Source organism: Kribbella sp. NPDC058693, assembly GCF_042715335.1.
Classification (GTDB): domain Bacteria; phylum Actinomycetota; class Actinomycetes; order Propionibacteriales; family Kribbellaceae; genus Kribbella; species Kribbella jiaozuonensis.
Genome location: NZ_JBHXSQ010000001.1, coordinates 1,666,757 through 1,689,822, shown reverse-complemented (window position 1 = coordinate 1,689,822; position 23,066 = coordinate 1,666,757). Strand labels below are relative to the sequence as shown.

26 protein-coding genes are annotated in these 23,066 nt (G+C 68.6%); 14 read left to right on the top strand and 12 right to left on the bottom strand.

The window, feature by feature from the left end; translation table 11 throughout:
* Positions 1 to 165: 165 nt before the first annotated feature.
* The 4 genes from ACFWUU_RS08070 to ACFWUU_RS08055 are packed head-to-tail and all read left to right on the top strand — an operon-like array spanning position 166 to position 3,565.
* Complete coding sequence (locus ACFWUU_RS08070; RefSeq protein WP_137253031.1) at positions 166 to 1,635, top strand: wax ester/triacylglycerol synthase family O-acyltransferase; 1,470 nt, start codon at positions 166 to 168, stop codon at positions 1,633 to 1,635.
* A complete protein-coding gene (locus ACFWUU_RS08065; protein ID WP_380173716.1) occupies positions 1,632 to 2,168 on the top strand; it encodes a DUF6912 family protein in 537 nt (178 codons plus the stop codon). Before ACFWUU_RS08070 ends, ACFWUU_RS08065 begins: the two co-directional genes overlap by 4 nt.
* 15 nt (positions 2,169 to 2,183) lie before the next feature.
* Positions 2,184 to 3,116, top strand: a complete 933-nt coding sequence (locus tag ACFWUU_RS08060; RefSeq protein ID WP_137253033.1) for a Ku protein — start codon at positions 2,184 to 2,186, stop codon at positions 3,114 to 3,116.
* A complete protein-coding gene (locus tag ACFWUU_RS08055; RefSeq protein WP_380173714.1) occupies positions 3,113 to 3,565 on the top strand; it encodes a VOC family protein in 453 nt (150 codons plus the stop codon). Before ACFWUU_RS08060 ends, ACFWUU_RS08055 begins: the two co-directional genes overlap by 4 nt.
* A gap of 33 nt (positions 3,566 to 3,598) precedes the next feature.
* Here ACFWUU_RS08055 and ACFWUU_RS08050 read toward each other — a convergent pair whose 3' ends face one another.
* The gene (locus ACFWUU_RS08050; RefSeq protein WP_202877565.1) at positions 3,599 to 3,835 is read right to left on the bottom strand and encodes a nuclear transport factor 2 family protein; all 237 of its coding nucleotides are present in this window, start codon (positions 3,833 to 3,835) and stop codon (positions 3,599 to 3,601) included.
* 181 nt (positions 3,836 to 4,016) lie between these two features.
* Here ACFWUU_RS08050 and pruA point away from each other — a divergent pair, with 181 nt between their 5' ends.
* Entirely contained in the window at positions 4,017 to 5,645 is a 1,629-nt protein-coding gene (gene pruA, locus ACFWUU_RS08045) for an L-glutamate gamma-semialdehyde dehydrogenase (RefSeq protein ID WP_380173712.1), read from the top strand.
* On the opposite strand, the gene ACFWUU_RS08040 is transcribed toward pruA, so the two are convergent.
* Entirely contained in the window at positions 5,642 to 6,274 is a 633-nt protein-coding gene (locus tag ACFWUU_RS08040; protein ID WP_380173710.1) for a TetR/AcrR family transcriptional regulator, read from the bottom strand. The genes pruA and ACFWUU_RS08040 overlap by 4 nt on opposite strands.
* A gap of 141 nt (positions 6,275 to 6,415) precedes the next feature.
* Here ACFWUU_RS08040 and ACFWUU_RS08035 point away from each other — a divergent pair, with 141 nt between their 5' ends.
* A complete protein-coding gene (locus tag ACFWUU_RS08035; protein WP_380173708.1) occupies positions 6,416 to 7,282 on the top strand; it encodes an esterase/lipase family protein in 867 nt (288 codons plus the stop codon).
* A 1-nt stretch (position 7,283) separates the two neighbouring features.
* Here the strand turns inward: ACFWUU_RS08035 and ACFWUU_RS08030 are convergent, their stop codons facing one another.
* The 4 genes from ACFWUU_RS08030 to ACFWUU_RS08015 all read right to left on the bottom strand — a co-directional run bounded on the left by ACFWUU_RS08030 (position 7,284) and on the right by ACFWUU_RS08015 (position 10,094).
* The gene (locus tag ACFWUU_RS08030; RefSeq protein ID WP_137253037.1) at positions 7,284 to 7,481 is read right to left on the bottom strand and encodes a hypothetical protein; all 198 of its coding nucleotides are present in this window, start codon (positions 7,479 to 7,481) and stop codon (positions 7,284 to 7,286) included.
* Between the two features lie 75 nt (positions 7,482 to 7,556).
* Complete coding sequence (locus tag ACFWUU_RS08025) at positions 7,557 to 8,048, bottom strand: DUF2505 domain-containing protein (RefSeq protein ID WP_380173706.1); 492 nt, start codon at positions 8,046 to 8,048, stop codon at positions 7,557 to 7,559.
* A gap of 41 nt (positions 8,049 to 8,089) precedes the next feature.
* A complete protein-coding gene (locus tag ACFWUU_RS08020; protein WP_380173704.1) occupies positions 8,090 to 9,547 on the bottom strand; it encodes a glycoside hydrolase family 76 protein in 1,458 nt (485 codons plus the stop codon).
* A gap of 67 nt (positions 9,548 to 9,614) precedes the next feature.
* The gene (locus ACFWUU_RS08015; RefSeq protein WP_380173702.1) at positions 9,615 to 10,094 is read right to left on the bottom strand and encodes a hypothetical protein; all 480 of its coding nucleotides are present in this window, start codon (positions 10,092 to 10,094) and stop codon (positions 9,615 to 9,617) included.
* Between the two features lie 247 nt (positions 10,095 to 10,341).
* On the opposite strand from ACFWUU_RS08015, the gene ACFWUU_RS08010 reads away from it, so the two are divergent.
* The 4 genes from ACFWUU_RS08010 to ACFWUU_RS07995 all read left to right on the top strand — a co-directional run bounded on the left by ACFWUU_RS08010 (position 10,342) and on the right by ACFWUU_RS07995 (position 13,898).
* Entirely contained in the window at positions 10,342 to 11,163 is an 822-nt protein-coding gene (locus ACFWUU_RS08010; RefSeq protein WP_380173700.1) for a tryptophan 2,3-dioxygenase, read from the top strand.
* Between the two features lie 94 nt (positions 11,164 to 11,257).
* Positions 11,258 to 11,863 (top strand): hypothetical protein, encoded by a 606-nt coding sequence (locus ACFWUU_RS08005; RefSeq protein ID WP_380173698.1) that lies wholly within the window; start codon positions 11,258 to 11,260, stop codon positions 11,861 to 11,863.
* Positions 11,864 to 11,910: 47 nt separating this feature from the next.
* On the top strand, positions 11,911 to 12,594 hold the full coding sequence (locus ACFWUU_RS08000; protein ID WP_130444600.1) for a response regulator transcription factor: 684 nt from the start codon (positions 11,911 to 11,913) through the stop codon (positions 12,592 to 12,594).
* Between the two features lie 35 nt (positions 12,595 to 12,629).
* Positions 12,630 to 13,898 (top strand): sensor histidine kinase, encoded by a 1,269-nt coding sequence (locus tag ACFWUU_RS07995; protein WP_380173696.1) that lies wholly within the window; start codon positions 12,630 to 12,632, stop codon positions 13,896 to 13,898.
* Here the strand turns inward: ACFWUU_RS07995 and catC are convergent.
* The 5 genes from catC to ACFWUU_RS07970 are packed head-to-tail and all read right to left on the bottom strand — an operon-like array spanning position 13,895 to position 18,261.
* Positions 13,895 to 14,161 carry a muconolactone Delta-isomerase gene (catC, locus tag ACFWUU_RS07990; RefSeq protein ID WP_380173694.1) on the bottom strand — a complete coding sequence of 89 codons (267 nt, stop codon included), beginning with the start codon at positions 14,159 to 14,161 and terminating at the stop codon, positions 13,895 to 13,897. The two genes, ACFWUU_RS07995 and catC, sit on opposite strands and share 4 nt — an antisense overlap.
* Positions 14,161 to 15,294 carry a muconate/chloromuconate family cycloisomerase gene (locus ACFWUU_RS07985; protein WP_380173692.1) on the bottom strand — a complete coding sequence of 378 codons (1,134 nt, stop codon included), beginning with the start codon at positions 15,292 to 15,294 and terminating at the stop codon, positions 14,161 to 14,163. The genes catC and ACFWUU_RS07985 overlap by 1 nt, the downstream gene beginning before the upstream one ends.
* Positions 15,294 to 16,139, bottom strand: a complete 846-nt coding sequence (catA, locus tag ACFWUU_RS07980) for a catechol 1,2-dioxygenase (protein WP_380173690.1) — start codon at positions 16,137 to 16,139, stop codon at positions 15,294 to 15,296. Before catA ends, ACFWUU_RS07985 begins: the two co-directional genes overlap by 1 nt.
* 11 nt (positions 16,140 to 16,150) lie before the next feature.
* Positions 16,151 to 17,704, bottom strand: coding sequence for a 4-hydroxyphenylacetate 3-hydroxylase family protein (locus ACFWUU_RS07975; protein ID WP_137253046.1), 1,554 nt, complete (start codon positions 17,702 to 17,704; stop codon positions 16,151 to 16,153).
* Positions 17,705 to 17,715: 11 nt separating this feature from the next.
* Complete coding sequence (locus ACFWUU_RS07970) at positions 17,716 to 18,261, bottom strand: flavin reductase family protein (protein ID WP_380173688.1); 546 nt, start codon at positions 18,259 to 18,261, stop codon at positions 17,716 to 17,718.
* Positions 18,262 to 18,385: 124 nt separating this feature from the next.
* On the opposite strand from ACFWUU_RS07970, the gene ACFWUU_RS07965 reads away from it, so the two are divergent.
* Positions 18,386 to 19,201, top strand: coding sequence for an IclR family transcriptional regulator C-terminal domain-containing protein (locus ACFWUU_RS07965; RefSeq protein ID WP_380173686.1), 816 nt, complete (start codon positions 18,386 to 18,388; stop codon positions 19,199 to 19,201).
* A 64-nt stretch (positions 19,202 to 19,265) separates the two neighbouring features.
* Here ACFWUU_RS07965 and ACFWUU_RS07960 read toward each other — a convergent pair whose 3' ends face one another.
* A complete protein-coding gene (locus tag ACFWUU_RS07960) occupies positions 19,266 to 20,144 on the bottom strand; it encodes a LysR family transcriptional regulator (protein WP_380173684.1) in 879 nt (292 codons plus the stop codon).
* A gap of 79 nt (positions 20,145 to 20,223) precedes the next feature.
* On the opposite strand from ACFWUU_RS07960, the gene ACFWUU_RS07955 reads away from it, so the two are divergent.
* From ACFWUU_RS07955 to ACFWUU_RS07945, 3 genes are read left to right on the top strand one after another with little or no spacing between them, the layout of a single operon-like run.
* Complete coding sequence (locus ACFWUU_RS07955) at positions 20,224 to 21,489, top strand: acetyl-CoA C-acetyltransferase (RefSeq protein ID WP_380173682.1); 1,266 nt, start codon at positions 20,224 to 20,226, stop codon at positions 21,487 to 21,489.
* Positions 21,486 to 22,253, top strand: a complete 768-nt coding sequence (gene pcaD, locus ACFWUU_RS07950) for a 3-oxoadipate enol-lactonase (protein WP_380173680.1) — start codon at positions 21,486 to 21,488, stop codon at positions 22,251 to 22,253. The genes ACFWUU_RS07955 and pcaD overlap by 4 nt, the downstream gene beginning before the upstream one ends.
* Entirely contained in the window at positions 22,250 to 23,065 is an 816-nt protein-coding gene (locus ACFWUU_RS07945) for a CoA transferase subunit A (RefSeq protein WP_380173678.1), read from the top strand. Before pcaD ends, ACFWUU_RS07945 begins: the two co-directional genes overlap by 4 nt.
* Position 23,066 lies beyond the last annotated feature (1 nt).

The window sequence follows — 23,066 nt, the reverse complement described above, 5'->3', positions numbered from 1 at the left end:
AGCCTTTCGAGGGGTGGTGAACTTCTCAGGGTGCGGGACACACCCTCTTGCCTGACGAACACGGATAGCTCAGTGTTCCCGTACAAGCAGTGTCGCAGCCCACTGTCGGACCCGGCCGCTAGGGTGACAAGACGGTAATCCAGTAGAGAGAGGAAGGTGACGGTGATGCCCGATCGGCTGACGTCGCTCGATCTCACCTTCCTGAAGGCAGAGTCGCCGGCGACCCCGATGCATGTCGGGACGGTCGACATCTTCGAGCCGCCGGTGCACGGCGACGAGGGGTTCGACTACGAGAGCCTGGTCGCCCTGATCCGGGACCGGATCGCGTTCGTCCCGCGGTACCGGCAGCGCGTGCAGCAGGTGCCCGGCCGGTTCGCCGGTCCGGTCTGGGTGGACGACGAAGAGTTCGACATCACCTTCCACGTCCGGCGCTCCGCCCTGCCCCGGCCCGGCACCCACGCGCAGCTGCTCGAGCTGGTCGCGCGGATCATGTCCCGGCGGCTCGACCGCGCCCGCCCGCTGTGGGAGATGTACCTGGTCGAGGGCCTCCAGGGCGACCGGTTCGCGATCATCTCGAAGTCCCACCAGGCGCTTGTCGACGGCAACAGCACGGTCGACATCGGCCAGGTCGTGCTGGACTCGACCGCGCACCCGCGCGACACCCCGACCGACACCTGGCAGCCGGAGCACCCGCCGTCCGCGCTGGAGCTCCTGGCCGGCGTGTTCTCCGACGCCACCAAGCATCCGACCGCGGTCCTGGAGCTGGCCCGCGCCGAGATGGCCAGCCTGACCGGCTCCACGTCCGTCCGCGAGGTGCTCGGTGACGTGGTCGGCTCGCTGGTCGCGCAGCGGCACGCGCAGGAGAGCTCACTGCACGTGAAGACGTCCGGCCAGCGGCGGTTCACCACCGTGCAGACCGACCTGGAGGACTACCGGACCGTCCGCGCGGCCCACGGCGGCACGGTGAACGACGTGATCCTCGCCGTGGTCGCCGGTTCGTTCCGGGCCTGGATGATGACCCGCGGCGAAGGCGTCGGGCCGACCCGCAGCGTGCGCGCGGTGATCCCGGTCAGCATCCGCGACGACGAGGACGACGAGCCGACCTCGCTCGGCTCCCGCGTGATCGCCTCGACCGTGAACCTCCCGGTCGGCGAGAACTCGCCGGTCATGCGGCTGCACCAGATCTCGTACCAGACCAAGGTCCACAAGGACACCGGTCGCGCCGTCAGCGCCCGCTCGCTGGTCGGCATCGCCGGGTTCGCCCCGACCACACTGCACGCGCTGGCCGCCCGGGTCGCGACCACCACGGTCCGCCCGATCGACGACGTGGTCATCACGAACGTCCCGGGTCCGCAGTTCCCGCTGTACGCGCAGGGTGCGCCGATGCTCGCGTCGTACCCTGTGGTCCCGTTGATGCCCGGGCAGGGCCTGTCCGTCGGCGTCACGTCGTACGACGGGAAGGTGTACTACGGTCTGAACGCGGACCGGACCGCGATGCCGGACCTCGCTGTTTTCGCCCAATGTGTGACCGACGCGCTCGACGAATTACTGGACACCACCAAGGGCAGCCGGAACCGGGCCTCCCGGGGCCGGAAGAAGACCCGCGGCCAGACACAGAAGAAGGCGGGTTCATGAGGGTCTACATCCCATCCACGCTGCGGTTGCTCAGCGTGGCCTGCAACGCGGGGGAGATCGGGCCGGCCCCGCTGACGGCGTACGCCGTGACGCCGGCCTTGCGGGAGTGGTACTCCGAGGGCGACGACGAGGAGCTGGAGTACGCCGCGATGGCGCAGGCGGCCCGCGCCTCGGTCGGACTGCTCGCCGCGGATCCCGGGATCGCGCGGCGGCGGGTGGTGATCGCGGCCGAGGTGAGCGCGGTGCCGCCGGCGGACGGATCGGTGGAGCTCGGCGACGCCCGGCTGGAGCTGCACGTGGTGATTCCGTGGCGGTCGGTGGCAGCCGTCCACATGGATGCGACCGACGCGATCCCGGTGGTCAGGAAGGCGGCCGACCTCTGGGAAGCCGCACAGAACGGTGACGACGACGCGGTGTTCGCCCTGGATTCGTGCGAGGGTGAAGACCTGCTGTGGTACGCGACGCAAGAGATTCCCGACCTGCTCGCGGCGGAGGGGCCGCGGGGGCGCAACGGGTCGAACGGATCGAACTGACGGGAGCTGATGGCGATGCAGGCGATCTGGAAGGGGGCCATCTCGTTCGGGATGGTGACGATCCCGATCAAGGTGTTCTCCGCGACCGAGGAGAAGGACATCTCGTTCCGTCAGGTGCATGTCGCCGACGGCGGTCGGATCAAGTACAAGCGGATCTGCTCGGTCGACGGCGAAGAGGTGCCGTACTCCGATATCGGCAAGGGCTACGAGATGCCCGACGGCCGGATGATCGTGCTCGACTCCGACGACTTCGCCGACCTGCCGCTGTCCAGCAAGAAGGTCATCGACGTCCTCGAGTTCGTGCCCGCCGACCAGGTCGACCCGCTGTACCTGGGCAAGTCGTACTACCTCGCCGCTGACGGCGGACCGGGCGCCAAGCCGTACGTGCTGCTCCGGGACGCGCTCGATGGCTCCGAGCTGTACGCGCTGGTGAAGGTCGCGCTGCGGTCGCGGGAGAGTCTCGGGCTGCTGCGGACGGTCGACGACGTACTCGTGCTGCAGGTGATGCTGTGGCCGGACGAGATCCGGGACAAGTCGTTCGCGGCGCCGCCGGAGGACGTCGAGATCCGGACGCAGGAGAAGGCGATGGCGTCGTCGTACATCGACACGCTGCGCGGTGAGTTCGACCCGGAGCAGTACCACGACGACTACCGCGAGGCGCTGGAGAAGGTCGTCCAGGCGAAGGCGGAGGGCGTGCCGCTGCCGGAGTCCGAGGACGAAGAGACCGAGGGCGCCGAGGTCGTCGATCTGGTGGCCGCGCTGCGTGCGTCCGTCGAGGCGGCGAAGGCCCGGCGCGCGGGCGGTGGCTCGGCCGAGTCCGAGCCGGCCAAGAAGGCGCCGGCGAAGAAGGCTGCCGCGGCGAAGAAGGCTCCGGCGAAGAAGGCTGCCGCGGCCAAGAAGGCTCCCGCCAAGAAGACGGCCAAAAAAGCCGCGAAGAAGTCCGCATGACCGAGCGCACCGAAATCCCGGCCGACGAGTCAGAGATCCCGGTGGACCCGGCGCATGCGCTGGTCACACCGGGCTCGTACCTGCTCGAGCTGATCCCGATCCCGGTCACCGACCTCGACCGGGCCAAGCAGTTCTACGTGGAGCAGTGCGGGTTCGTTGCCGACGTCGATGTCAGCCCGGCCGACGGCGTTCGGATCGTGCAGCTGACGCCACCCGGTTCGTACTGCTCGATCAGCCTCACCACGGGCCTGGACCAGATGGCGATGGAGCCCGGCTCCCAGCGCGGTCTGCACCTGGTCGTCAAGGACATCGAGGCGTCCCGCGCCGAGCTCATCGGCCGGGGCGTCGAGGTCAGCGAGACCGTGGACATGGGCGGCGTCTTCTACGCCTGGTTCGCGGACCCGGACGGCAACACCTGGGCCCTCCAACACATGCCCTGGCGAAAGTAGCCGGCTACCTGTGGGTCGCTGGCGCGCGCAGCGTCAGCGACCCAGCGGGCGGCGTCGCAGGACCACCTTCCGGCGGCTGATGAGCCAGCCGTCCGGCGTACGCACCACGACATCCTCGTAGACGAGGCTGGCGCAGCTGCCGGCAGCCGTGATCCCGATCGCCTTGGACCGAGCGGTCACCTCGTCCGGCCCGACCTCGGTCAGCACGATGTTGGTGACGTGATGCCCGTGCAGATTGATCAGATCGGTAATCGCAATCCGGTCGGCCACGTCCATCGTCAGTTGATCGAGCCTACCCGGGTGGCGGGTTCGGGGGTGGACCAGTAGGTCGGGTGGTCAGGTGGTGGTCAGGTTCGTTTCCGGCGGTGAGTCATGGCACCATGCTTGTGTCATCAATGGGCAGGCCGCCCACCCGCACCGGCCCCACCCCCAGAAGAGGAGCTTCGCCACCATGGATGCCGTCACCGACGTTCCGACGCCTGCCAACGAGCCCGTCAAGGGGTATGCGCCCGGTTCGGCCGAGCGTGCGAGTGTCGAGGCGAAGCTCAAGGAGTTCAACGCGGCGGGCGCGATCGACCTGACCTGCACGATCGGCGGTGAGCAGAAGCTGGGCGGCGGCGCGCCGGTCGACGTGGTGCAGCCGCACAAGCACGGGCACGTGCTCGGCACGCTCGGCAACGCGACCGAGGCGGACGGCCGCGCGGCCGTCGTCGCGGCGCTCGCGGCGGCTCCGTCCTGGCGCTCGCTGTCGTTCGACGACCGCGCCGCGATCTTCCTGAAGGCCGCCGACCTGCTGGCCGGCCCGTGGCGCGACACCCTGAACGCGGCCACCATGCTCGGTCAGTCGAAGACGATCCAGCAGGCCGAGATCGACGCCGCCTGCGAGCTGATCGACTTCCTCCGGTTCAACGTGGCGTTCGCGCGGCAGATCGTCAGTGACCAGCCGATCTCGTCCCCGGGCGTGTGGAACCGGGTCGACTACCGGCCCCTCGAGGGCTTCGTCTACGCGATCACGCCGTTCAACTTCACCGCGATCGCCGGCAACCTGCCGACCGCGCCGGCCTTGATGGGCAACACCGTGGTCTGGAAGCCGTCGCCGACGCAGCAGTTCGCCGCGCACTGGACGATGCGGCTGCTCGAGGCCGCGGGACTCCCGGCCGGCGTGATCAACCTCGTCACCGGCGACGGCATCGAGGTCAGCAAGGCCGCGCTCACCCACCCGGACCTGGCCGGCATCCACTTCACCGGCTCGACCAAGACCTTCCAGTCCCTGTGGGGCACGGTCGGCACGAACATCTCGGCGTACAAGACCTATCCGCGGCTGGTCGGCGAGACCGGCGGCAAGGACTTCATCCTGGCGCACCCGTCGGCGGACCCGGCGGTGCTGAAGACGGCGATGGTCCGCGGCGCGTTCGAGTACCAGGGCCAGAAGTGCTCGGCCGCCTCCCGGGCGTACGTCGCTCGCTCGGTCTGGGACCGGATCCGCGACGACCTGGTGGCCGAGACCGACTCGCTGACCATGGGCGATGTCAGCGACCTGTCGAACTTCATCGGCGCCGTGATCGACGACCGCGCCTTCGCCAAGCACAAGGCCGCGCTCGACCGGGCCAACGCGACGGACTCCATCGAGGTCGTTGCCGGTGGCACCTACGACGACAGCGAGGGGTACTTCGTCCGCCCGACGCTGCTGGTCTCCGACGACCCGACCGACGAGATCTTCACGACCGAGTACTTCGGCCCAATCCTCGGCGTCCACGTGTACGACGACGCGGACTACGACGCGGTCATGCGGGGCATGGAGCACTCGGCGCCGTACGGGCTGACGGGTGCGGTCATCGCGCAGGACCGGCACGCGGTCGCGGAGGCCTCGGAGTACCTGCGGTTCGCGGCGGGCAACTTCTATGTCAACGACAAGCCGACCGGCGCGGTCGTCGGGCAGCAGCCGTTCGGTGGGGCGCGTGCGTCCGGTACGAACGACAAGGCCGGCTCGATGTGGAACCTGATCCGCTGGGCGTCCCCGCGCGCGATGAAGGAGACCTTCGCCCCGCCGACCGACTACAGGTACCCGCACCAGGGCTAGCGCACCAGGCCTCGGCGGACGGTGATGTAGAAGGTCGTCAGGTCGTCGACCAGGGCCTCGATCTGGCCCTGGTCGGACAGGTTCGCCTCCAGCAGCCAGTCCGAGATCAGGTCGAACATGCCCCCGACCAGCCCGATCGCGACACTGTGCCGTACGGCGCGCTGCTCCTCCGGCTGCGGCCCGTCGTACCGGTCCCAGAGCTGCACCAGGAATCCGGCGGCCCAGCGGCGGTTCGTACGGCGCTGCCGCTCGACCGCTGCCGAGATGCCCGACGCCATGCCGAAGGTGACCTTGGTGATCCGCGGGTCGTCGACCAGCGCATGCACGAAGGTCGCCAGCAACCGCGGCGCTTCCTGCCGCTCGTTGCCGATGGCCTGCGCGGCGGCGCCGGCCACCTGCTCCTCCAGACGTTCGGATGTGCGCTGGAGTAGGGCGAGATAGCACTCCTCCCGGCTGGCGAAGAGCTCGTAGAAGCTCTTCGTCCCGATGAACGCGGTACTGCAGATCTGCTCGATCGACGTACCGAGATAACCCTCGGCGGCGAACAGCTTGAGCGCCGCATCCAGCAGCTGCTCGCGTCGTTCGGCCCGGCGTTGGTCGGCGTCGAGTCCCCGTATGGTCCTGCTCATGCGCTGGACACTACCCCGGGTGCCGGGATCGTAACCGAGGGGAACTTGTTTCGAACCCGACCTCTTGTTTGTAACCAGCGAGCATGTTCAACTAACCGTGGTCTACTGGTCACCGACTGAAACCATCACGGGGAGCTTGTCATGCGCAATCGCTTCCGGCGGACGGCTGCCGGCCTGTTCGCCGCCGTCCTGCTGGCCGCCTCGGTCACGTCCGCGAGCACGGCGAACGCCGCGCCGTCGTCGGGGTTCGACAACTGGTCCTGCAAGCCGTCGGCCGCCCATCCGGACCCGCTCGTCCTGCTGCACGGACTCGGCGGCAACGGACCCGGCAACTACTCGTACCTCGGCCCGTTCCTGGCCGCGAAGGGGTACTGCGCCTTCACGCTCACGTACGGCCAGGCCGACCCGAACATCCCGGTCGGCGGCACGGTCTCGATCGCCCGGTCGTCGGTCGAGATCGCATCGTTCGTGCAGCGCGTCCGCGCCGCGACCGGCGCCGCGAAGGTCGACCTCGTCGGTCATTCCGAGGGCGCGTTCCAGAGCCTCTACGGTCCGAAGGTCCGCGGGTACTCCGGTCAGATCGGCAAGGTGATCGCGCTGGCACCGCCGACGCACGGTACGACGTTCGCCGGGCTCGTGAGCGTGGGGGATTACCTCGGGCTCGGACCGCTCGTCGACCAGGTGCTGCAGCAGTTCGGCTGCGCGGCGTGCGACGAGCTGATCGTCGGCGGATCAGCGGTGAAGACGTTGACCACCGGGCCGATCGCGCAGGCAGGAACGAAGTACACGGTGATCGCGTCGCGCTTCGACGCGCTCGTGACTCCGCACGAGACGTCGTTCATCCGGGAGCCTGGCGTGACGAACGAGTACGTCCAGGACACGTGCCCGCTGGATCCGGTCGGCCATGTCGGGCTGGCTTTCGACCCGACGGTCGCTCAGCTGGTCGCGAATGCGCTCGACCCGGCCCATGCGAGCCGGGTGGTCTGCGCGTTCGGGCCGCCGCTGTAGGTCAGGCGGTCTGGCTCGTCTGGAGCGGTGGGTCGACGAGGAGGGCGTATCCGCACTTGATGCAGATCCACTCGTCCGGCTCGTCGACCAGGTGGTCCGGGGCCTCGATGCACTCGAACGGCATCGTGGTCGCGCAGAACACGCAGAACTGCTCGACCTCCGTGGCAGGCGGGGTCTTCTTCCGTTTGGAACTTCGCATGAAACGAGTCACCTCCGGGTGCAACCTTGTTCTCAGGTTGCCACCGGAGGTGACCCGCTCAGTGCAGCGACACGGCTACTTCGAGGCCCACTCGCGGCCGAGGTCATGCTCCTTGACCAGGCCGGCCCGGATCGCGTCGACGACGGTCGGCTCGAGCTTCTTGCCGATCAGCGGTACGGCGACCTTCACGTCCAGGTCGATCGCCTGGACGGTCTGAGCCCCGTTCTTGGCGATACTCGCCTTGCCCTTCAGCGTGACCGGCGTGTTGGCGATCTCGCCCGACACATCCGCCGTCCGCGAACCGTCGGCCGCGGCGGCGTGCCAGGTCTCGGTCTGTACGACGGTCAGCGTGTCCCCGACGAACTTCTTCGCCATGTCGGGGATGTCGACGGCGGGCATCTTCCGGCTGACCCGGACGATCGTGTCGCCGCCGGACGTGTTCACCTGGACGTCGTACGACAGCGCCTTGGTCTTCTCGCACGCCTGCTCGCGGAAGGCGGTGTCCGTGACGATCGCGAACACTTCCTCGGGGGTGGCGTCGTACGACGCCGACAGCTTCAGTTCCATGCGTTCATCATGGCATTACTCATCGGTCACCGGGGTGAAGGTCACGGGGCGGCGTTGAGGAGGTCGAGGGCGGATTGCTGGCGGGCGGCGTCCAGTTTGTCGACGGGGCCGGACCAGCGTAGGCCGTAGTGGTCCATCGGGGTGCGGTCGGCGGTGAAGGCGCGGTCGGCCTGGCGTTGCAGGTAGGACGTGTAGGGGTGGTCCGGGAGGGCTGCGTTGAGTTTGCCGAGGCCGCGGACGTGGGCGCCCTTGAACGACGGGCCGTCGCCGCCGCAGTCGCCGTTCTCGCAGGGCTCGCGCAGGATGCCGTCGCTGGTGTGCAGCGAGGCCGCGGTGGTCGACGCGTCGGCGAGCTGGCGCGCGGAGGTCAGGTACGCCGAGTTGTTCGTTGCCTTGGACAACTCGGTGAGGGCGCCGATCAGCACGCCCTGGTTGTACGTCCACGCGGTGTCGCCGTTGTTCCTGCAGGTGGACAGGTCGATGCCGTCGTTGACCAGGTTCGAGCCGTTGATCATCCCGGTCTGCTGGAACCAGGTCCAGCCCGCCTGCGCGCGTTGCAGGTATGTCGTGTCGCCCGCGACCCGCGTGTGCAACTGTGCGTTGAGCTGGATGTAGAGCGAGTTCGAGATCGCGTTCTTGTACGTCTTCGCCTCGCTCCACCAGACCCCGCCGCCGCAGGTGTTGTCCCAGTACGCCGCCATGTGGTCGGCGTCGGCGCGTGCCGTCTGGAGGTAGCGGGCGTCACCGGTCAGGTCGTACGCCGCGACCCAGGCGAGACCCCACCAGCCGGTGTCGTCGATGTAGTCGTTGCGGAACTGGCCTTCGGCCGCGTTGAGGTTCAGGTCGTACGTGCGGGCGATCGCGTACTCGTAGCTGTGCATGCCGCTGATCCGGATGTTGTCGATCAGGGCGTTGAGTGCGTTGGCCGAGTTCCACCAGCCGGTGGTGTCGAACAGGCCGGTCGACAAGTTGTAGTCCTGCATGAGCGCGGTCGCGGCCGCCGTACGACGGTCCCAGGCGTTCCAGGTTGTCCGTGCCCACGGCGTACAGGCGATGTCGGCGCGGTCGCCGGCCTTGCCGCAGGCGCGCAGGGCGCCGACGCCGAGGTTGTTCCAGTCGTCGACGTTGTACATCAGCGTGCGCCAGCCGCGTTGCCCGGTGGGGATCGCCGTGTTGCCGAGGCGGCTGCCGCCGGACCAGGTGCGGCCGCCGTCCATCGAGCGGTCCAGCCAGATCTCGTCGCCCGGGTTGCCGTTGTCGATCGAGGCCCAGCCCATCGCGTCGTCATCGTCGATGTGCAGCGTGATCGTCCGGCCGAACAGGGAGGTGGAGACGGGCGTGCGATCCTTCGGCGCGAGTCCGGGGTCGCGGGCATCGCAGTACTTGTTGCAGATCGTTGCCTGGGTGGACATATTCACCTCCGGCGTAGCTGGCGCCGGTGGGGGCGCGCCGAGGGGTGCGACGAGCAGGGCAAGGCTGGAAACGATTCCAACTGACATCACGAATCTCCCTGGGGCGGTAGGAAGAGAGCGGTGTCACCGAAGGTAGGTGGCCGGATTCAGTCCGTCAAGATGTCAGCAGGGCGACCATGATGCCGGCGGTCAGCAGCAGCGTGGCGGCGATCGCCAGCCGGCGGCCGCGGGCGCAGCGGCGATGGATCGCCGTACGGTCCGGGCGGATCGTGCACGGGTCGAACTCGAGGCCGTCGGCCGGCGCGATCGCACTGCCGAGGCGCGCGAGCAGCGAGCGCTCGGCTGCCTGCCGGGTCGCCTCCTGTACGACGCGATGCCGCAGGAACTCGCGGTGCCGGGTGGCCTGGGCGGTGGGGCTGTACGGGAGCGTGAGGTCCGGCGGGAGGGCCCGCTGGACCACGGCGTGCGCCGCCGCCACCCGCCTCGCCCGGCTGATCGCAGGCGGGAGGATCAGATAGGCGAGGTGGACGAGCGAGCGATAGTCGTCGAGCAGCAGTGCCTCGATCAACGGCTCTTCCCTGGTGGGCCCCTGAATCGGACCCGGGACGATCGGTGTCTCGATCGTGGCGGTCATACGGCTCCTCAACTCGGCGTACCTACGTTCCAACGAACGAATCTCTGACCCGTCACGGACAAAGGGAGGGGCTGGCGGCCCCGCGCCTACTGCGCGGCACTCGGCACGGCACCTCGCCGCACGGGTGCAAAGGGAACGATGCTCCGCATCGACCCCTTCGCCCCCGCGCGCCGATGCACCGCACCGAGCACCTGCTCGCTACGGCGCGGAGCCGCCAGCCCCTCCCTGGTCGGTTAGTCTCCGTGTCATGAGCACTGGTGACGGGGTTGCGGGGCAGTGGGGCGGGACCGACGTACATTTCGGTGAAGAGGGCGGGCGGCTCACGTACGGCAGCTACCTGCGCCTGCCCCAGCTCCTGGACCAGCAGCACCTTGAGTCGGATCCGCCGGCGCATGACGAGCTGCTGTTCATCACGATCCACCAGGTGTACGAGCTGTGGTTCAAGCAGGTGTTGCACGAGTTGACCGCGTCCCGCGACGCGATGCTCGCCGGGGAGCTGTGGCTGGCCGAGCATCTGCTGCGGCGGGTGCACACGATCGAGCGGGTGCAGACGCAGCAGGTCGACATCCTGGAGACGATGACGCCGCAGGACTTCGGCGAGTTCCGGCACCGGTTGTCGCCGGCGTCCGGGTTCCAGTCGGTGCAGTTCCGCGAGATCGAGTTCCTGTCCGGCGCGAAGGATCCCTCGTTCGTCCGCCGCTTCCGCGGCCTGACCGAGGCGGAAACCGCCCGCCTGCACCGCCGGTTGGACGAGCCGACGTTGTGGGACGCGTACCTCGAAGTACTCCGGAAGGCCGGCTTCGACACCGACTCCGAGGACGCGATCCGGCACGCGCTCCGCAAGGTCGCCGGCGACCGCTCGCAGTACGCCGCGATCTGGGAGCTCGCCGAAGCCCTCCTCCAACACGACGAACTGGCCGCCGCCTGGCGAGCCCGCCACGTAGTCATGGTCGAACGCATGATCGGCACCAAACCAGGCACCGGCGGCTCCTCCGGCGCCAACTACCTCCGAAGCCGCCTGGACCTCCGCTACTACCCCCTCCTCTGGAACCTCCGCACCGCCCTCTGATCTTTCTTTCCGGAAGGGCTCGTGGGTCGTCACCTCCAGCGCTAGGGTCGCCACGCACGGTTGTGCTTGATCGGCGTGAGGAAGGGTCTGGGGCGTGAAGCTCTACTCGGATGTGGGCGTGCGGCGGGTTGGGCAAGTGGTGGGGGATCTGCTGTTCGTGGTCTGGATCTGGGCTTGTGTCGAGCTTGGGCTGATCGTCTTCAAGATCACCAACGCGTTGGGGCTTCCGGGGCGGAAGGCCGCCTCGGCGGGGGACGGGTTGGAGGGGCAGCTGCGGCGGTTGTCGGAGCCGATCGGGAAGGTGCCGGCGGTGGGGGACCAGCTGCGGTCGCCGATCGACGGGGCCGCGGGTGCTGCGGCGCAGATGGCGCAGGCGGGGCGGGACATGTCGCACGCCGTGGAGCAGTTGGCGTACCTGCTCGCCGGCGTGACGATCGCGCTGCCCGTGCTGTTCGCCGTACTGATCTGGCTTCCGCCGCGGATCCGGTTCTCGCGGCGGGCGACGGCGGCGCAGCGGTTCATCGACAGTGCGGCGGACCTGGACCTGTTCGCCCTGCGCGCGATGGCCAATCAGCCGATGCACAAGCTCGCGAAGATCTCCGACGACCCCGTCACCGCGTGGCGTGAACGCGACCAGGCCGTCATCGCCCAGCTGGCCAGACTCGAGCTGCGCTCCAACGGCATCAAACCACCCGCTTAACCGCCGCTTGACGCTCCCTTGACGAGGCTGAAGCTACGCTCAGGTGCATGGCGCGGGTGCTGCTGATCGAGGACGATGATGCGATTCGGACGTCGTTGGGGAAGGCCCTGACGGCGGCCGGACACGTCGTCTCGGCGGTCGCGGCCGGCGCCGACGGGGTGGCTGCCGTCGCCCGCGACAAGCCTGAGGTGTTGTTGCTCGATCTCGGCCTGCCGGATCTCGACGGGCGGGACGTGCTCGCGATGGTGCGGTCCGTCAGCGACGTACCCGTGATCGTGGCGACCGCTCGGGACGACGACGCGAGCGTGGTTCGCCTGCTCGATGCCGGTGCCGACGACTACGTGATCAAGCCGTTCAGTGCGGCGCAGATGGATGCGCGGATTCGCGCCGTACTGCGACGTCTCGGGCAGGACCAGCAGGGTGAGTCGACCGTCGAGGTCGGCGGGTTGCGGATCGATCCGCGGAGCCGGGAGGTGACCGTGGACGGGGCGGCGGTCGAGCTGACCCGGAAGGAGTTCGATCTGCTGCTGGCGTTGTCGCGGCGGCCGGGTGCGGTGGTGACGAAGCGCGAGCTGCTCGCGGAGGTCTGGGGGTTGCCGTGGGGCGGTGGTGACCGGACTGTCGACGTACACCTGTCGTGGTTGCGTCGGAAGCTCGGCGAGACGGCGGCCGAGCCGCGGTTCCTGCACAGCGTTCGCGGGGTCGGGATCAAGCTCGCGGCGGACGGCTGAGCATGCGCCGTCGGATTCTGCTGCTGTCGGTGGGCATGACTACGTTGGTCGTGCTCGCGTTTGCGGTGCCGCTGGTGATTCTGCTTCGGAGTACGACGGCCAGCGAGGCGAAGGACAAGGCGCTGTACCGGGCCGAGACAGTCGCGTACTACGTTGGCGACAGGGATCACACGGCCGACGACATCACGGCGTACATCGACGGGTTGAAGGACGGGCCGGGCAACATCTCGGTGCGGATGCCGGACGGTACGACGCTGGGCAACCCGCCGCCGGGCGGTGTACCGGCGCCGAAATCGATGCCGGCTGAGTATCGCGACGGGGACGGGGATGACAAGGGGCCGCCGAAGCTGGGCGACGCGGACTATCGCGATGTCAACGGCGGGATGGCTGTTGATGTCGCCGTCGATACGCCTACCGGGCCGGCTTCGGTTTGTCTTTATCTGACCGCGGAGGAGCTGTACGACGGGCTGGTGCCGCGGCTGCTGATCCTCATCGGCGGGAGTCTGCTGGTGCTGTTGCTCAGCATCGTCGGCGCGGAGCTGGTGTCGCGGCGGTTGGCGCGGCCGTTGGAGGAGACGGCGAGTACGGCGGAACGCCTGGCTCTTGGCGATATGGAAGCGCGTGCGCCGACGACCGGTCCGGCGGAGGTGGCGAAGGTCGGATCTGCGTTGAACGGGCTCGCGGACCGGATCGACGAGGTGATCGCCGTTGAGCGGGAGGCAGTGGCGGATCTGTCGCATCGGTTGCGTACGCCGTTGACCGCGCTGCGGCTGCAGGTCGAGGCTCTCGGCGATCGTGAGAGTGCCGAGGAACTGAACACGCAGGTCACGAACTTGGAGCGCACGCTGACCGCCGTCATCAGCGCCGCGCGACGACCACAACGTGAAGGTCGCGTCCCCCACTGTGACGCCGTCGAGGTGACCCGCGCCCGAGCGGCTTTCTGGGAGCCCCTCTTCGAGGACCAAGGCCGGGAGCTGACGTTGGACCTGCCAACGACTGCTGCGACGGTCCGCTCGTCATCCGAGGACCTCGCCGCCGCCCTCGACGCACTGGTCGAGAACGTCGTCGCCCACACCCCCGACGGCACACCCGCCCACATCACCCTCACCCGCGACGCCTCCCACATCCACATCACCGTCGCCGACGAAGGCCCCGGAATCCCCCTAGGCGCAGGCGAACGAGGCCGCTCCGACCGAGGCTCCACCGGCCTAGGCCTAGACATAGCCCGCCGCTACGCCGAATCCACCGGCGGCCACCTAACCATCCACCGCAACCAAGTAGAACTAACCCTCGCCTCCAGCTAAATCTTTGAAGGGTGCGTGGCCAGCGGAGTGACGTGGATCTTCATGTAGGGGAAGAGGGGGAGGGTGGAGAGGATGTCGTGTAGGTCGTCGTTGGTGGGGACGTTGAAGATGCTGTAGTTGGCGTATTCGCCGACAACTCGCCAGAGGTGGGTCCACTCGCCTGACTGTTGGAGTTCGATGGCTCGGGCTTTCTCCTGTGCGACCAGGGGAGCTGCGTCGACGTCGGGTGGGAGGTGGACGTCCATGCGGACGTGGAAGAGCATCAGGGTTCCTTGGTGAGGTGGGGGCGGCGGAGGGCGTGGACCGCGTCTAGGTCTAGGTCTACGCCGAGGCCGGGGCCGTCGGGGAGATGTAGGGAGCCGTCGGTGTAGGACAGGGGTGTGCGGAGGATGTCCTCGGTGAAGAGCAGAGGACCGAAGAGTTCGCTGCCCCAGGTGACGCCGGGGGCGGCGCAGGCTAGTTGCAACGAGGCCGCGGTGCCTATGCCGGTTTCGATGGAGGTGCCGGCGTGGCAGGGGATGGTGGCGGCTGCGGCGATGGCGGTGATGTCGCGGGAGCGGCGGAGGCCGCCTAGTTTGGTGGTTTTGATCGACCAGATGTCGGCGGCACGGGTTGTGGCCAGGCGGAGTGCGTCTACGGGGGTGCGCAGGGACTCGTCGGCCATCACGGGGATGGGCAGGAGGCGGTTCAGCTCGGCGAGGGCCTCGACCTGTTCGCCGGGGACGGGCTGCTCTACGAGTTCTACTCCGGCCGCAGCGAGCCGGGGCAGATAGGTCTGCGCAGTCAGGAAATCCCAGCGGGCGTTGAGATCCACGCGCACCCCGGCCGCACCCACCAGCTTCTCCGCGATCGCGCACACGCGGCGTGTGTCTTCCTCCGGAGGCAGTGCACCCATCTTCAGCTTGAACGAACGGTGCCCCTCGCGCAGCTTCGCCAGCGCCTCCTCGACGACAACCTCCTCCGGCTCAGCGCCCAAAGCCCACGTGACGTCGACCGACGTACGCGCAACTCCCCCCAGCAACACATGCACAGGTACGCCGAGCGACCGCGCCCACGCATCATGCAGCGCTACCTCGACCGCGCATTTCGCGTACAGGTTCGCGTTGACGTGGTCTGAGATGTCGTCCCACAGCGCGGCTATGTCCGACACCTGACGCCCGGGCAGCAGCGGGGCGACGTACGTGTCGAGGGTGACCTTCATCGACTCGACCGACTCGCCACCCCACCACGGCCCGCCCGGGACGACGCCCTCGCCCACCCCCACGACGCCGCCGCGGGTGTGGACGAAGGCCAGGAGGACCGGCTGGGCGGTCATCGTGACGCGGGCGAACCGGTGCGGTCGCCGGAGGGGTACGTCGATGATCACCGTCTCCAGCCGGTCGATGGTGAGATCCATCAGCCCTGCTCGAGTTCGAAGTCGTACGACGCCCGCCGTACGCCGCTGCCGTCGTCGACCGGGTCGAGGACCAGCTCGGGCTTCGTCGCCTCGGCGACGTCCGAGTCGAGCCACTCACCACCGGCGAAGTACAGCTGCGTCGTGATCGTGCGATGCCCGTCGGCGCGCACCATCAGGTGCAGGTGCGCCGGCCGCCACGGATGCCACCCGGCCGCCTCGATCAGCTTGCCGGTCGGCCCGTCGGTCGGGATCTGGTACGGCGCGGGCTGCACCGTCCTGATCTCGAAGTTGCCCTCGGCATCTGTTGTCACTACACCGCGCAAGTTGCCGAGCGGGATACCCGGCGCGAAGCCGGAATAGTAGCCGTCGGCATCGGCATGCCAGATGTCCACGTCCGCGCCCGCCAACGGCGTACCGTCGACATCCCGCACCTGCCCGGACAGCACCAGCGGCTCACCCTTCTCGTCCGCGCGGTGCGGGAGTTCGCATGAGGACGACAACCGCACCTGGTCCGGCAGGTAGTACGGCCCGAGGATCGAGCCCTTGGTGCCCTGCTGCTGGTCGGCTGCGACCTCCTCTACGACGTGCTCGACGAACACGTCCATGAACAGCGGCCACTCGCCGACCTCACCGACCTCCATCAGCCACGCCTTCGCGGCCTGGAACTCGGGGTACGTGACGCCATGCTGCCGGATTGCTGCGTGCACGCCCTGGAGCACGGCCGTCACGACCGCGCTGACGCGTTCTGGCGAGACGTCCGGGCCGGATCGGTCGGCGGACTTGAAGTTCGAGCTCGCGTTCGCGCCGGAGCCAGCAGCGGTGGGAGAGTCTTGCACAGTAGTCATCATGCGCTCCTTCAGCGGTTTAGGATCCGGCTGACGTCGGTCGGGTTGATCAGGTCGGGGACGGTCCAGCCGTCCAGGTCGTACTCCGCGAGCATCGTCTCGGCGAAGCCCTTCATTGCCGCGGTCTCGCCCTGGGCCTCGGCGGCGAACAGGATCTCGGCCTTCACGTTCTCGTGGTTGCCGGAGTAGTTCCGCTCGTACAGCTCATGCCGGCCGCCGAACTCGGTGCCGACCGAGTCCCACAGGGCCTTCATCAGCTTGGTCCGCTCGACCGCGTCGTACCCGTTGGATCCGCGCACGAAGCGGTCCAGGTAGGGCCGGACCTCCGGCGTCTTGAAGTCGACCGCGCTGGAGTTCAGGTAAATGAGGCCGGAGGCAACGTCCTGCTGGATGATCTCCTTCACCCGCGGGTATCCGGTGATCATGAACTGCCGGTAGATCAGGCCGTAGTCGAGCTTCGGCAGTACGGTTCCGTTCGGCCCCGGGTCCGGGTTCAGCGCCATCGCGTCGGCCATGCAGCGGAACAGGTTGCGCCAGCCGATCACCTCACCGACCCGGGTCTGCACACCGCGGAAGTCCTTGCTGCCCGTGCATTCGAGGGCCTTGAGCAACAATCCCGCGATGAAGTCGAGCTTCACCGACAGCCGGATGCAGCCGTGGAAGGTGAACCGCGGGATGAACCCGGACTGCGGGAAGAACCCGTTGATCTTGTCGACATCGCCGTACAGGAAGATGTTCTCCCACGGCACCAGCACCTTGTCGAAGACGAAGATCGTGTCGTTCTCGTCCAGCCGGCTCGACAGCGGGTAGTCGAACGGGCTGCCCATCACGTCGGCCTGCATGGTGTACGACGGTCGGCAGATGAGCTTCACACCAGGAGCGCTCATCGGGACCGTGCAGATCAGCGCGTACTCCTTCTTCTTGATCGGCAGCCCGTAGTGCGCGATGAAGTTGTAGTTGGTGATCGCCGAACCGGTCGCCACCACCTTCGCGCCGGACACGATCACGCCGGCGTCGGTCTCCTTCTCGACCCGCATGAAGATGTCACCGGCCTCGTCCGGCGGCAGGTTGCGGTCGACCGGCGGGTTGATGATCGCGTGGTTCCAGTAGAGGACCTTCTCCTGCGACTCCTTGTACCAGCGCTTCGCGTTCTCCTCGTACGGCGCGTAGAAGTCGGTGTTGCCGCCGAGCGTGCCGAGGAAGCTGGCCTTGTAGTCGGGGCTGCGACCCATCCAGCCCCACGTCTGCCGGGCCCAGTGCTCGATCGCGCGGCGTGAGCTCTGCAGGTCCTCGACGCTGTGCGGGGTACGGAAGAACGCGTGCGTGTACCCGCCGTTGCCGGTGTCGGTCGGGACGGTGATCTCGTCCTTGGTCGCGGGATCGTGCAACGCGTCGTACAGCCGGGCGGTCATCCGGGCCGGGTTGCGGAACGCCGGGTGCTCGGTGACGTCCTTGACGCGTTCGCCGTAGATCCAGATCTCGCGGTCGTCGCGGATCGAGTCGAGGTACTCCGCACCCGTCATCGGGCGCTTGGTCGTCGTCTGGGGCTCGACGGTGGTGGTCATGAGAAGTCCTTTCAGGCAAGGGCAAGGGGTGTGAAGACGGCAGCGGCGTCGAACCAGCCGCGCTCGGGGCAGTCCAGCGATCCCGACCAATGGGTCTCGACCGGACCGAGGTTGCGGAACCGGCCGCCGTGGAACAGCAGCGGGTCCCGGGCGGTGATCTCGACCGCGGCCACCTCACCGATCACGATCAGGTGGTCGCCGCCGTCGTACGTCCGCCACGGGCGGCACGAGATCGTCGTGGCCGCGCCTTCGAGCAGCGGTGCGATCGGACCGTCGACCCATCCGGGTACGCGGTCCGCGGGTCGCCCGGCGAAGTGCCAGGCGACGTCGAGCTGGTTGTCGGCGAGCACGTTGATCGCGAACGGCTTGCCGTCCAGGTACTGGCACGCCTTCGACGTCCGGCCCAGCGTCACCTGCGCGAGTGCGGGCTCGAGCGAGACGGCGGTGAAGGCGTTCACGGTCGCGCCGTGCGGCCGGCCTTCCTCGCTGGTGCAGGTCACCACGGTCACGCCGGTGGCGAACTGGCCGAACGCGTTCCGGAGTTCTCGCGAGTCCATCTGCGTCACCTCTTTCCGATGTACGCTCTGCGTACATTGAGTACGCCTGGCGTACGACAAGACCATGAAGTCCTCGACGGCGACTGTCAAGGGCTCAACAACTTTTCGTGGAAGGATGGCCGGCATGGTCGGTGAGGGGAGCGAGCGCGATTACGTGCAGAGCATCGAGCGCGGGTTCGCCGTACTGCTCGCGTTCGATGCCGACCGGCCGAGCCCGACATTGGCCGAGGTCGCGACGGCGACAGGCTTGTCGCGTCCCGCCGTACGCCGGATCCTGCTGACGCTGCAGAAGCTGGGGTACGTCGCGGCCGTCGGGAGCCGGTGGATGCTGACACCGCGGGTGCTGACGATCGGGCAGCACTTCGCCGCGACGCACAGCTTCGTGGAGACGGCGCAGCCGCATCTGCTGCGGTTGGCGGAGGAGACGCAGGAGTCGGCGTCGCTGGCGCAGCTCGACGGGACGGATGTCGTGTACGTCGCGCGGGTTCAGGTGCGGCGGATCATGGCGGTGTCCGTCGACGTGGGGAGTCGGGTGCCGGCGTATGCGACGTCGATGGGGCGTGTGCTGACTGCTTGGGCCGATGCGTCGGTGGTTGATGCGGTGCTGGCGGCTGGGTTGCCGCGGTTGGCGCAGCGGACGATCACCGATCCGACGGTGTTCCGGGATGCGCTGCATCGGGTGCGGCAGGACGGGTACGCGGTTGTGGAGTCGGAGCTCGAGGATGGGCTGTTGTCTGCGGCGGTGCCGGTGCGTACGCCGGATGGCGGGGTGCTCGCGGCTCTTGCGTACTCGACGACCGTCGGGCGGCGGACCGAGGAGCAGATCGTCGAGAAGGTGATCCCGCTGATGCAGGAGACGGCGGCGGCGATCGGCGAGGACCTCAGGTTGCTCGGCGGCACCCGGCGTCTCGATGCGCCGGCCCGCGACGGGTTCTACTGAGCCCTCGCAGACCAACCTGGGGCTGGACGGGAGCGGCTGGACTGTTGCGGCTGGATCGGCCTGGCTAGACCAGGGCGCTGACGACTGCCAGGGCGCGGCGGAGGTGCGGGGCCTCGTCGTCGGCTCGTGTCGCGGCGGCCAGCTCCACTGCGGCCTGGCCGGTCAGTGGCCGGTATGCCACGCCCGGGACCATCAGCTCCGCGACCGGCTCCGGGACCACCGCGATCCCGAGCCCGGCCGCCACGAACGTCACCAGCGTCGACGTCTCAGCCACCTCGTGCCGGATCCGCGGCTCGAATCCGGCCGCGCGGCACCTCGCCAGCACGGTGTCGTGCATCACCGACCGCCCACCGCCGGCGTGGATCACGAAGTCCTCGCCGGCCAGGTCCTTCAGCCGCACCCGACGACGCTCGGCCAGCCGATGCCCGTCCGGCACCGCCACGATCAGCCGGTCGGACCGCAGTACGTGGACCTGCAGCGACTCCTCGTCGACCGGCGGCCGGAGCAGCCCGAGATCGATCCGCCCCTCGACCAGCGCGTGCGCCTGATCGGGCGCCAGCATCTCGCCCTGCACCGCCACCTCGACATCCGGCAGTTCCTCGCGCAACGTGCGCACCAGCTGCGGCAGCAGGCTGTACGTCGCCGAGCCCACGCACCCGATGACCAGCCGCCCTTGTAGCCCGGCCGCGACCCGCTGCGCCTCGCCGGTCGCCGACGAAACCGCGGCGAGGATCTGCCGCGCCCGCACCAGGTACGCCTCACCGGCCGGGGTCAGCTCGACCCGGCGCGTCGTACGGCGGAGCAGCTCAAGCCCGAGCTCGCTCTCCAGCTGGCGGATCTGCTGCGACAGCGGCGGCTGGGCCATGTGCAGGCGGGCCGCGGCGCGCCCGAAGTGTCGCTCCTCGGCGACGGCGACGAAGTACCGCAGGTGACGCAGCTCCACCTACTCATACTCTCAGAGTCTGAATCGAGCGTAAATGAGTATTTCTCCATATCGGTCCGCACGGCCTACCGTCGAGGGCATGAGCGATGTGGTGATCTGCGAACCGATCCGTACGCCGGTGGGCCGCTTCGGCGGGGCACTGTCCACGCTGTCGGCCGCCGACCTCGCCACCGCCGCTCTGTCCGAGCTGGTACGGCGTACCGGTCTGGGCGAAGGTGATGTCGACGACGTCATCCTCGGCCAGTGCTACCCGAACGGCGAAGCCCCCGCGATCGGCCGGATCGCCGCCCTTGATGCCGGGCTCGGGGTCTCGGTGCCGGGTGTCCAGATCGACCGCCGGTGTGGCTCGGGTCTGCAGGCGGTGCTGTACGCCGCGGGCATGGTCGCCACCGGCGCCGCCCGCGTGGTCGTTGCCGGAGGCACCGAGTCGATGTCGCAGGTCGAGCATTACGCGCTCGGTCTGCGCACCGGCGTCCGCGGCAACGTCGAGCTGAACGACCGACTCATCCGAGCCCGTGAAACCGCCGGCGGCAAGTACCACCCGGTCCCCGGCGGGATGGTCGAGACAGCGGAGAACGTACGCCGCAAGTACGGCATCACCCGCTCCGAGCAGGACGAGTTCGCCCTGCAATCCCACCAGCGGGCGGTGGCCGCCCAAACCGCAGACCGCTTCGCGGACGAACTCGTCCCCGTCGAGGTCCCGAGCAGTCGCCGAGGCACTCCCTCAACACCCCGCGGCGCCTCCGCGCCTCGCCCCGGCGCGGCCCAGGCCGCGACCACACTCGTCTCCGTGGATGAGCACCCGCGTGCTGACACCTCTCTCGATGGGCTTGCCGCTCTTCGTCCGGTGATGTCGAAGAGCGACCCTGAAGCAACCGTCACCGCCGGCAACGCGAGTGGTCAGAACGACGGCGCCGCGGTCTGCGTCGTCACCACCCGCGACGAGGCCGAGCGCCGGGGCCTCCGACCCCTCGTCGCCCTCCGCTCGTGGGCTGTCGCCGGCGTCGGCCCCGAGGTGATGGGCATCGGCCCGGTCCCCGCCACCGCGGCGGCCCTCGCCCGTGCTGACCTCACGCTCGACGACCTCGACCTGATCGAACTCAACGAAGCCTTCGCCGCCCAGGTCCTGGCCTGCCTGCGCGAATGGAAGCTCGACCTCACCGACGACCGCCTCAACCCCAACGGCTCAGGCATCTCCCTCGGCCACCCGCTAGGCGCCACCGGCGCCCGCATCCTCACCACCCTTTCCCGCGAACTCCACCGCCGCAACGGCCGCTACGCCCTGGAAACCATCTGTATCGGCGGCGGCCAAGGCATCGCCGCAATCTTCGAGGCCGTCAGATGACTCCCGCGTACGTCGTCACCGGGCAACCCGACGCCCCACCCGTCGTACTCGCGAACTCCCTCGGCTCCACCTGGGAGATGTGGGACGCAAACCTCGCCGACCTGGAGCAGCACTTCCGGGTTGTCCGCTTCGACACCCGCGGCCACGGACGTTCCCCGGTCCCGCCAGGCCCGTACACGATCGACGATCTCGCCGACGATGTCGTTGCCCTCCTCAACGAACTCGCGATCGAGCGCGCCCACTTCGTCGGACTCTCACTCGGCGGCATGACCGGCCTCCGCCTCGCCGCGCGCAACCCGTCCCACGTCGACCGCCTCGTCGTACTCTGCACCGGCGCCCGCCTCGATCCGTTGAGCGGCTGGACCGATCGGGCCGAGCTCGTCCGCGCGAAGGGTACGGCCGCCGTGGCGGAGTCCGTCGTACGGCGGTGGTACACGCCGACCTGGCTGGCCGAGCATCCGGAAGTTCGCGCTGCGTCCGAGGAGATGGTTGCCTCGACATCGGCCGAGGGGTACGCCGGGTGCTGCGACGCGATCGCCACGATGGACCTGATCGACGACCTCCCCGCGATTACCGCGCCGACGCTGGCGATCGCGGGCGCCGACGATCCCGCCACCCCGCCGTGGCAGCTGTCGCGTATCGCGAGTGCAGTTGCTAGCGGCAAGCTTCTCGTCGTACCCGACGCCGCCCACCTGGCTGCCGCCGAACGACCCGACCTGGTGACGCCGGCCGTCATCGCCCACCTTCTGGAGGACCACGCATGAGTGTGGACAAGGTCTTCGCGACACCGGCCGATGCGGTCGCCGACATCCCGGACGGGAGCAGTCTGGCGGTTGGCGGATTCGGTCTGGCCGGGATCCCGTGGTTCCTGATCGGGGCGTTGCTCGAGCAGGGTGCGCGGAATCTGACCGTGGTCTCGAACAACTGCGGCGTCGACGGCGCGGGACTCGGGCTGCTCTTGGAACAGGGGCGGATCAGTCGGGTGATCGCGTCGTACGTGGGGGAGAACAAGGAGTTTGCGCGTCAGTACCTGGCGGGGGAGTTGACGGTTGAGCTGACGCCGCAGGGGACGCTGGCCGAGCGGTTGCGGGCCGGCGGTGCTGGGATCGGTGCGTTCTTTACGCCGACCGGGGTCGGCACGTTGGTGTCTGAGGGTGGGCTGCCGTGGCGTTATGCGCCGGATGGCAGTGTCGCGGTCGCGTCGGAGCCCAAGGAAGTCCGCACGATCCAGGGGCGGGAGATGGTGCTCGAGGAGGCGATCGTCACCGACGTCGCGCTGGTGCGCGCCGCGGTCGCCGATCGGGCTGGGAACTGCGTGTTCCACGCCGCCGCGCGCAACTTCAACCCGGTCGCGGCGATGGCCGGCCGACTGACGATCGTCGAGGCCGAGCAGGTGGTTGAGGTGGGTGAGCTTGATCCCGATGCGGTTCATCTGCCGGGGGTGTTTGTGCAGCGCGTCGTACCGCTGACTTCTGAGCAGGCCGAGCGTAAGAGCATCGAGAAGCGCACCACGCGCCCGCGACCCGTGCCGTCACCGGGGTCCGGCATGCCCTCGGCCCGAGACGAGGAGGGCTGAG

Coding starts and splice junctions, on each gene's coding strand:
- ACFWUU_RS08070 (WP_137253031.1), top strand. CDS start 166: ATGCCCGATCGGCTGACGTCGCTCGATCTCACCTTCCTGAAGGCAGAG.
- ACFWUU_RS08065 (WP_380173716.1), top strand. CDS start 1,632: ATGAGGGTCTACATCCCATCCACGCTGCGGTTGCTCAGCGTGGCCTGC.
- ACFWUU_RS08060 (WP_137253033.1), top strand. CDS start 2,184: ATGCAGGCGATCTGGAAGGGGGCCATCTCGTTCGGGATGGTGACGATC.
- ACFWUU_RS08055 (WP_380173714.1), top strand. CDS start 3,113: ATGACCGAGCGCACCGAAATCCCGGCCGACGAGTCAGAGATCCCGGTG.
- pruA (WP_380173712.1), top strand. CDS start 4,017: ATGGATGCCGTCACCGACGTTCCGACGCCTGCCAACGAGCCCGTCAAG.
- ACFWUU_RS08040 (WP_380173710.1), bottom strand. CDS start 6,274: ATGAGCAGGACCATACGGGGACTCGACGCCGACCAACGCCGGGCCGAA.
- ACFWUU_RS08035 (WP_380173708.1), top strand. CDS start 6,416: ATGCGCAATCGCTTCCGGCGGACGGCTGCCGGCCTGTTCGCCGCCGTC.
- ACFWUU_RS08030 (WP_137253037.1), bottom strand. CDS start 7,481: ATGCGAAGTTCCAAACGGAAGAAGACCCCGCCTGCCACGGAGGTCGAG.
- ACFWUU_RS08025 (WP_380173706.1), bottom strand. CDS start 8,048: ATGGAACTGAAGCTGTCGGCGTCGTACGACGCCACCCCCGAGGAAGTG.
- ACFWUU_RS08020 (WP_380173704.1), bottom strand. CDS start 9,547: ATGTCAGTTGGAATCGTTTCCAGCCTTGCCCTGCTCGTCGCACCCCTC.
- ACFWUU_RS08015 (WP_380173702.1), bottom strand. CDS start 10,094: ATGACCGCCACGATCGAGACACCGATCGTCCCGGGTCCGATTCAGGGG.
- ACFWUU_RS08010 (WP_380173700.1), top strand. CDS start 10,342: ATGAGCACTGGTGACGGGGTTGCGGGGCAGTGGGGCGGGACCGACGTA.
- ACFWUU_RS08000 (WP_130444600.1), top strand. CDS start 11,911: ATGGCGCGGGTGCTGCTGATCGAGGACGATGATGCGATTCGGACGTCG.
- ACFWUU_RS07995 (WP_380173696.1), top strand. CDS start 12,630: ATGACTACGTTGGTCGTGCTCGCGTTTGCGGTGCCGCTGGTGATTCTG.
- catC (WP_380173694.1), bottom strand. CDS start 14,161: ATGCTCTTCCACGTCCGCATGGACGTCCACCTCCCACCCGACGTCGAC.
- ACFWUU_RS07985 (WP_380173692.1), bottom strand. CDS start 15,294: ATGGATCTCACCATCGACCGGCTGGAGACGGTGATCATCGACGTACCC.
- catA (WP_380173690.1), bottom strand. CDS start 16,139: ATGACTACTGTGCAAGACTCTCCCACCGCTGCTGGCTCCGGCGCGAAC.
- ACFWUU_RS07975 (WP_137253046.1), bottom strand. CDS start 17,704: ATGACCACCACCGTCGAGCCCCAGACGACGACCAAGCGCCCGATGACG.
- ACFWUU_RS07970 (WP_380173688.1), bottom strand. CDS start 18,261: ATGGACTCGCGAGAACTCCGGAACGCGTTCGGCCAGTTCGCCACCGGC.
- ACFWUU_RS07965 (WP_380173686.1), top strand. CDS start 18,386: ATGGTCGGTGAGGGGAGCGAGCGCGATTACGTGCAGAGCATCGAGCGC.
- ACFWUU_RS07955 (WP_380173682.1), top strand. CDS start 20,224: ATGAGCGATGTGGTGATCTGCGAACCGATCCGTACGCCGGTGGGCCGC.
- pcaD (WP_380173680.1), top strand. CDS start 21,486: ATGACTCCCGCGTACGTCGTCACCGGGCAACCCGACGCCCCACCCGTC.
- ACFWUU_RS07945 (WP_380173678.1), top strand. CDS start 22,250: ATGAGTGTGGACAAGGTCTTCGCGACACCGGCCGATGCGGTCGCCGAC.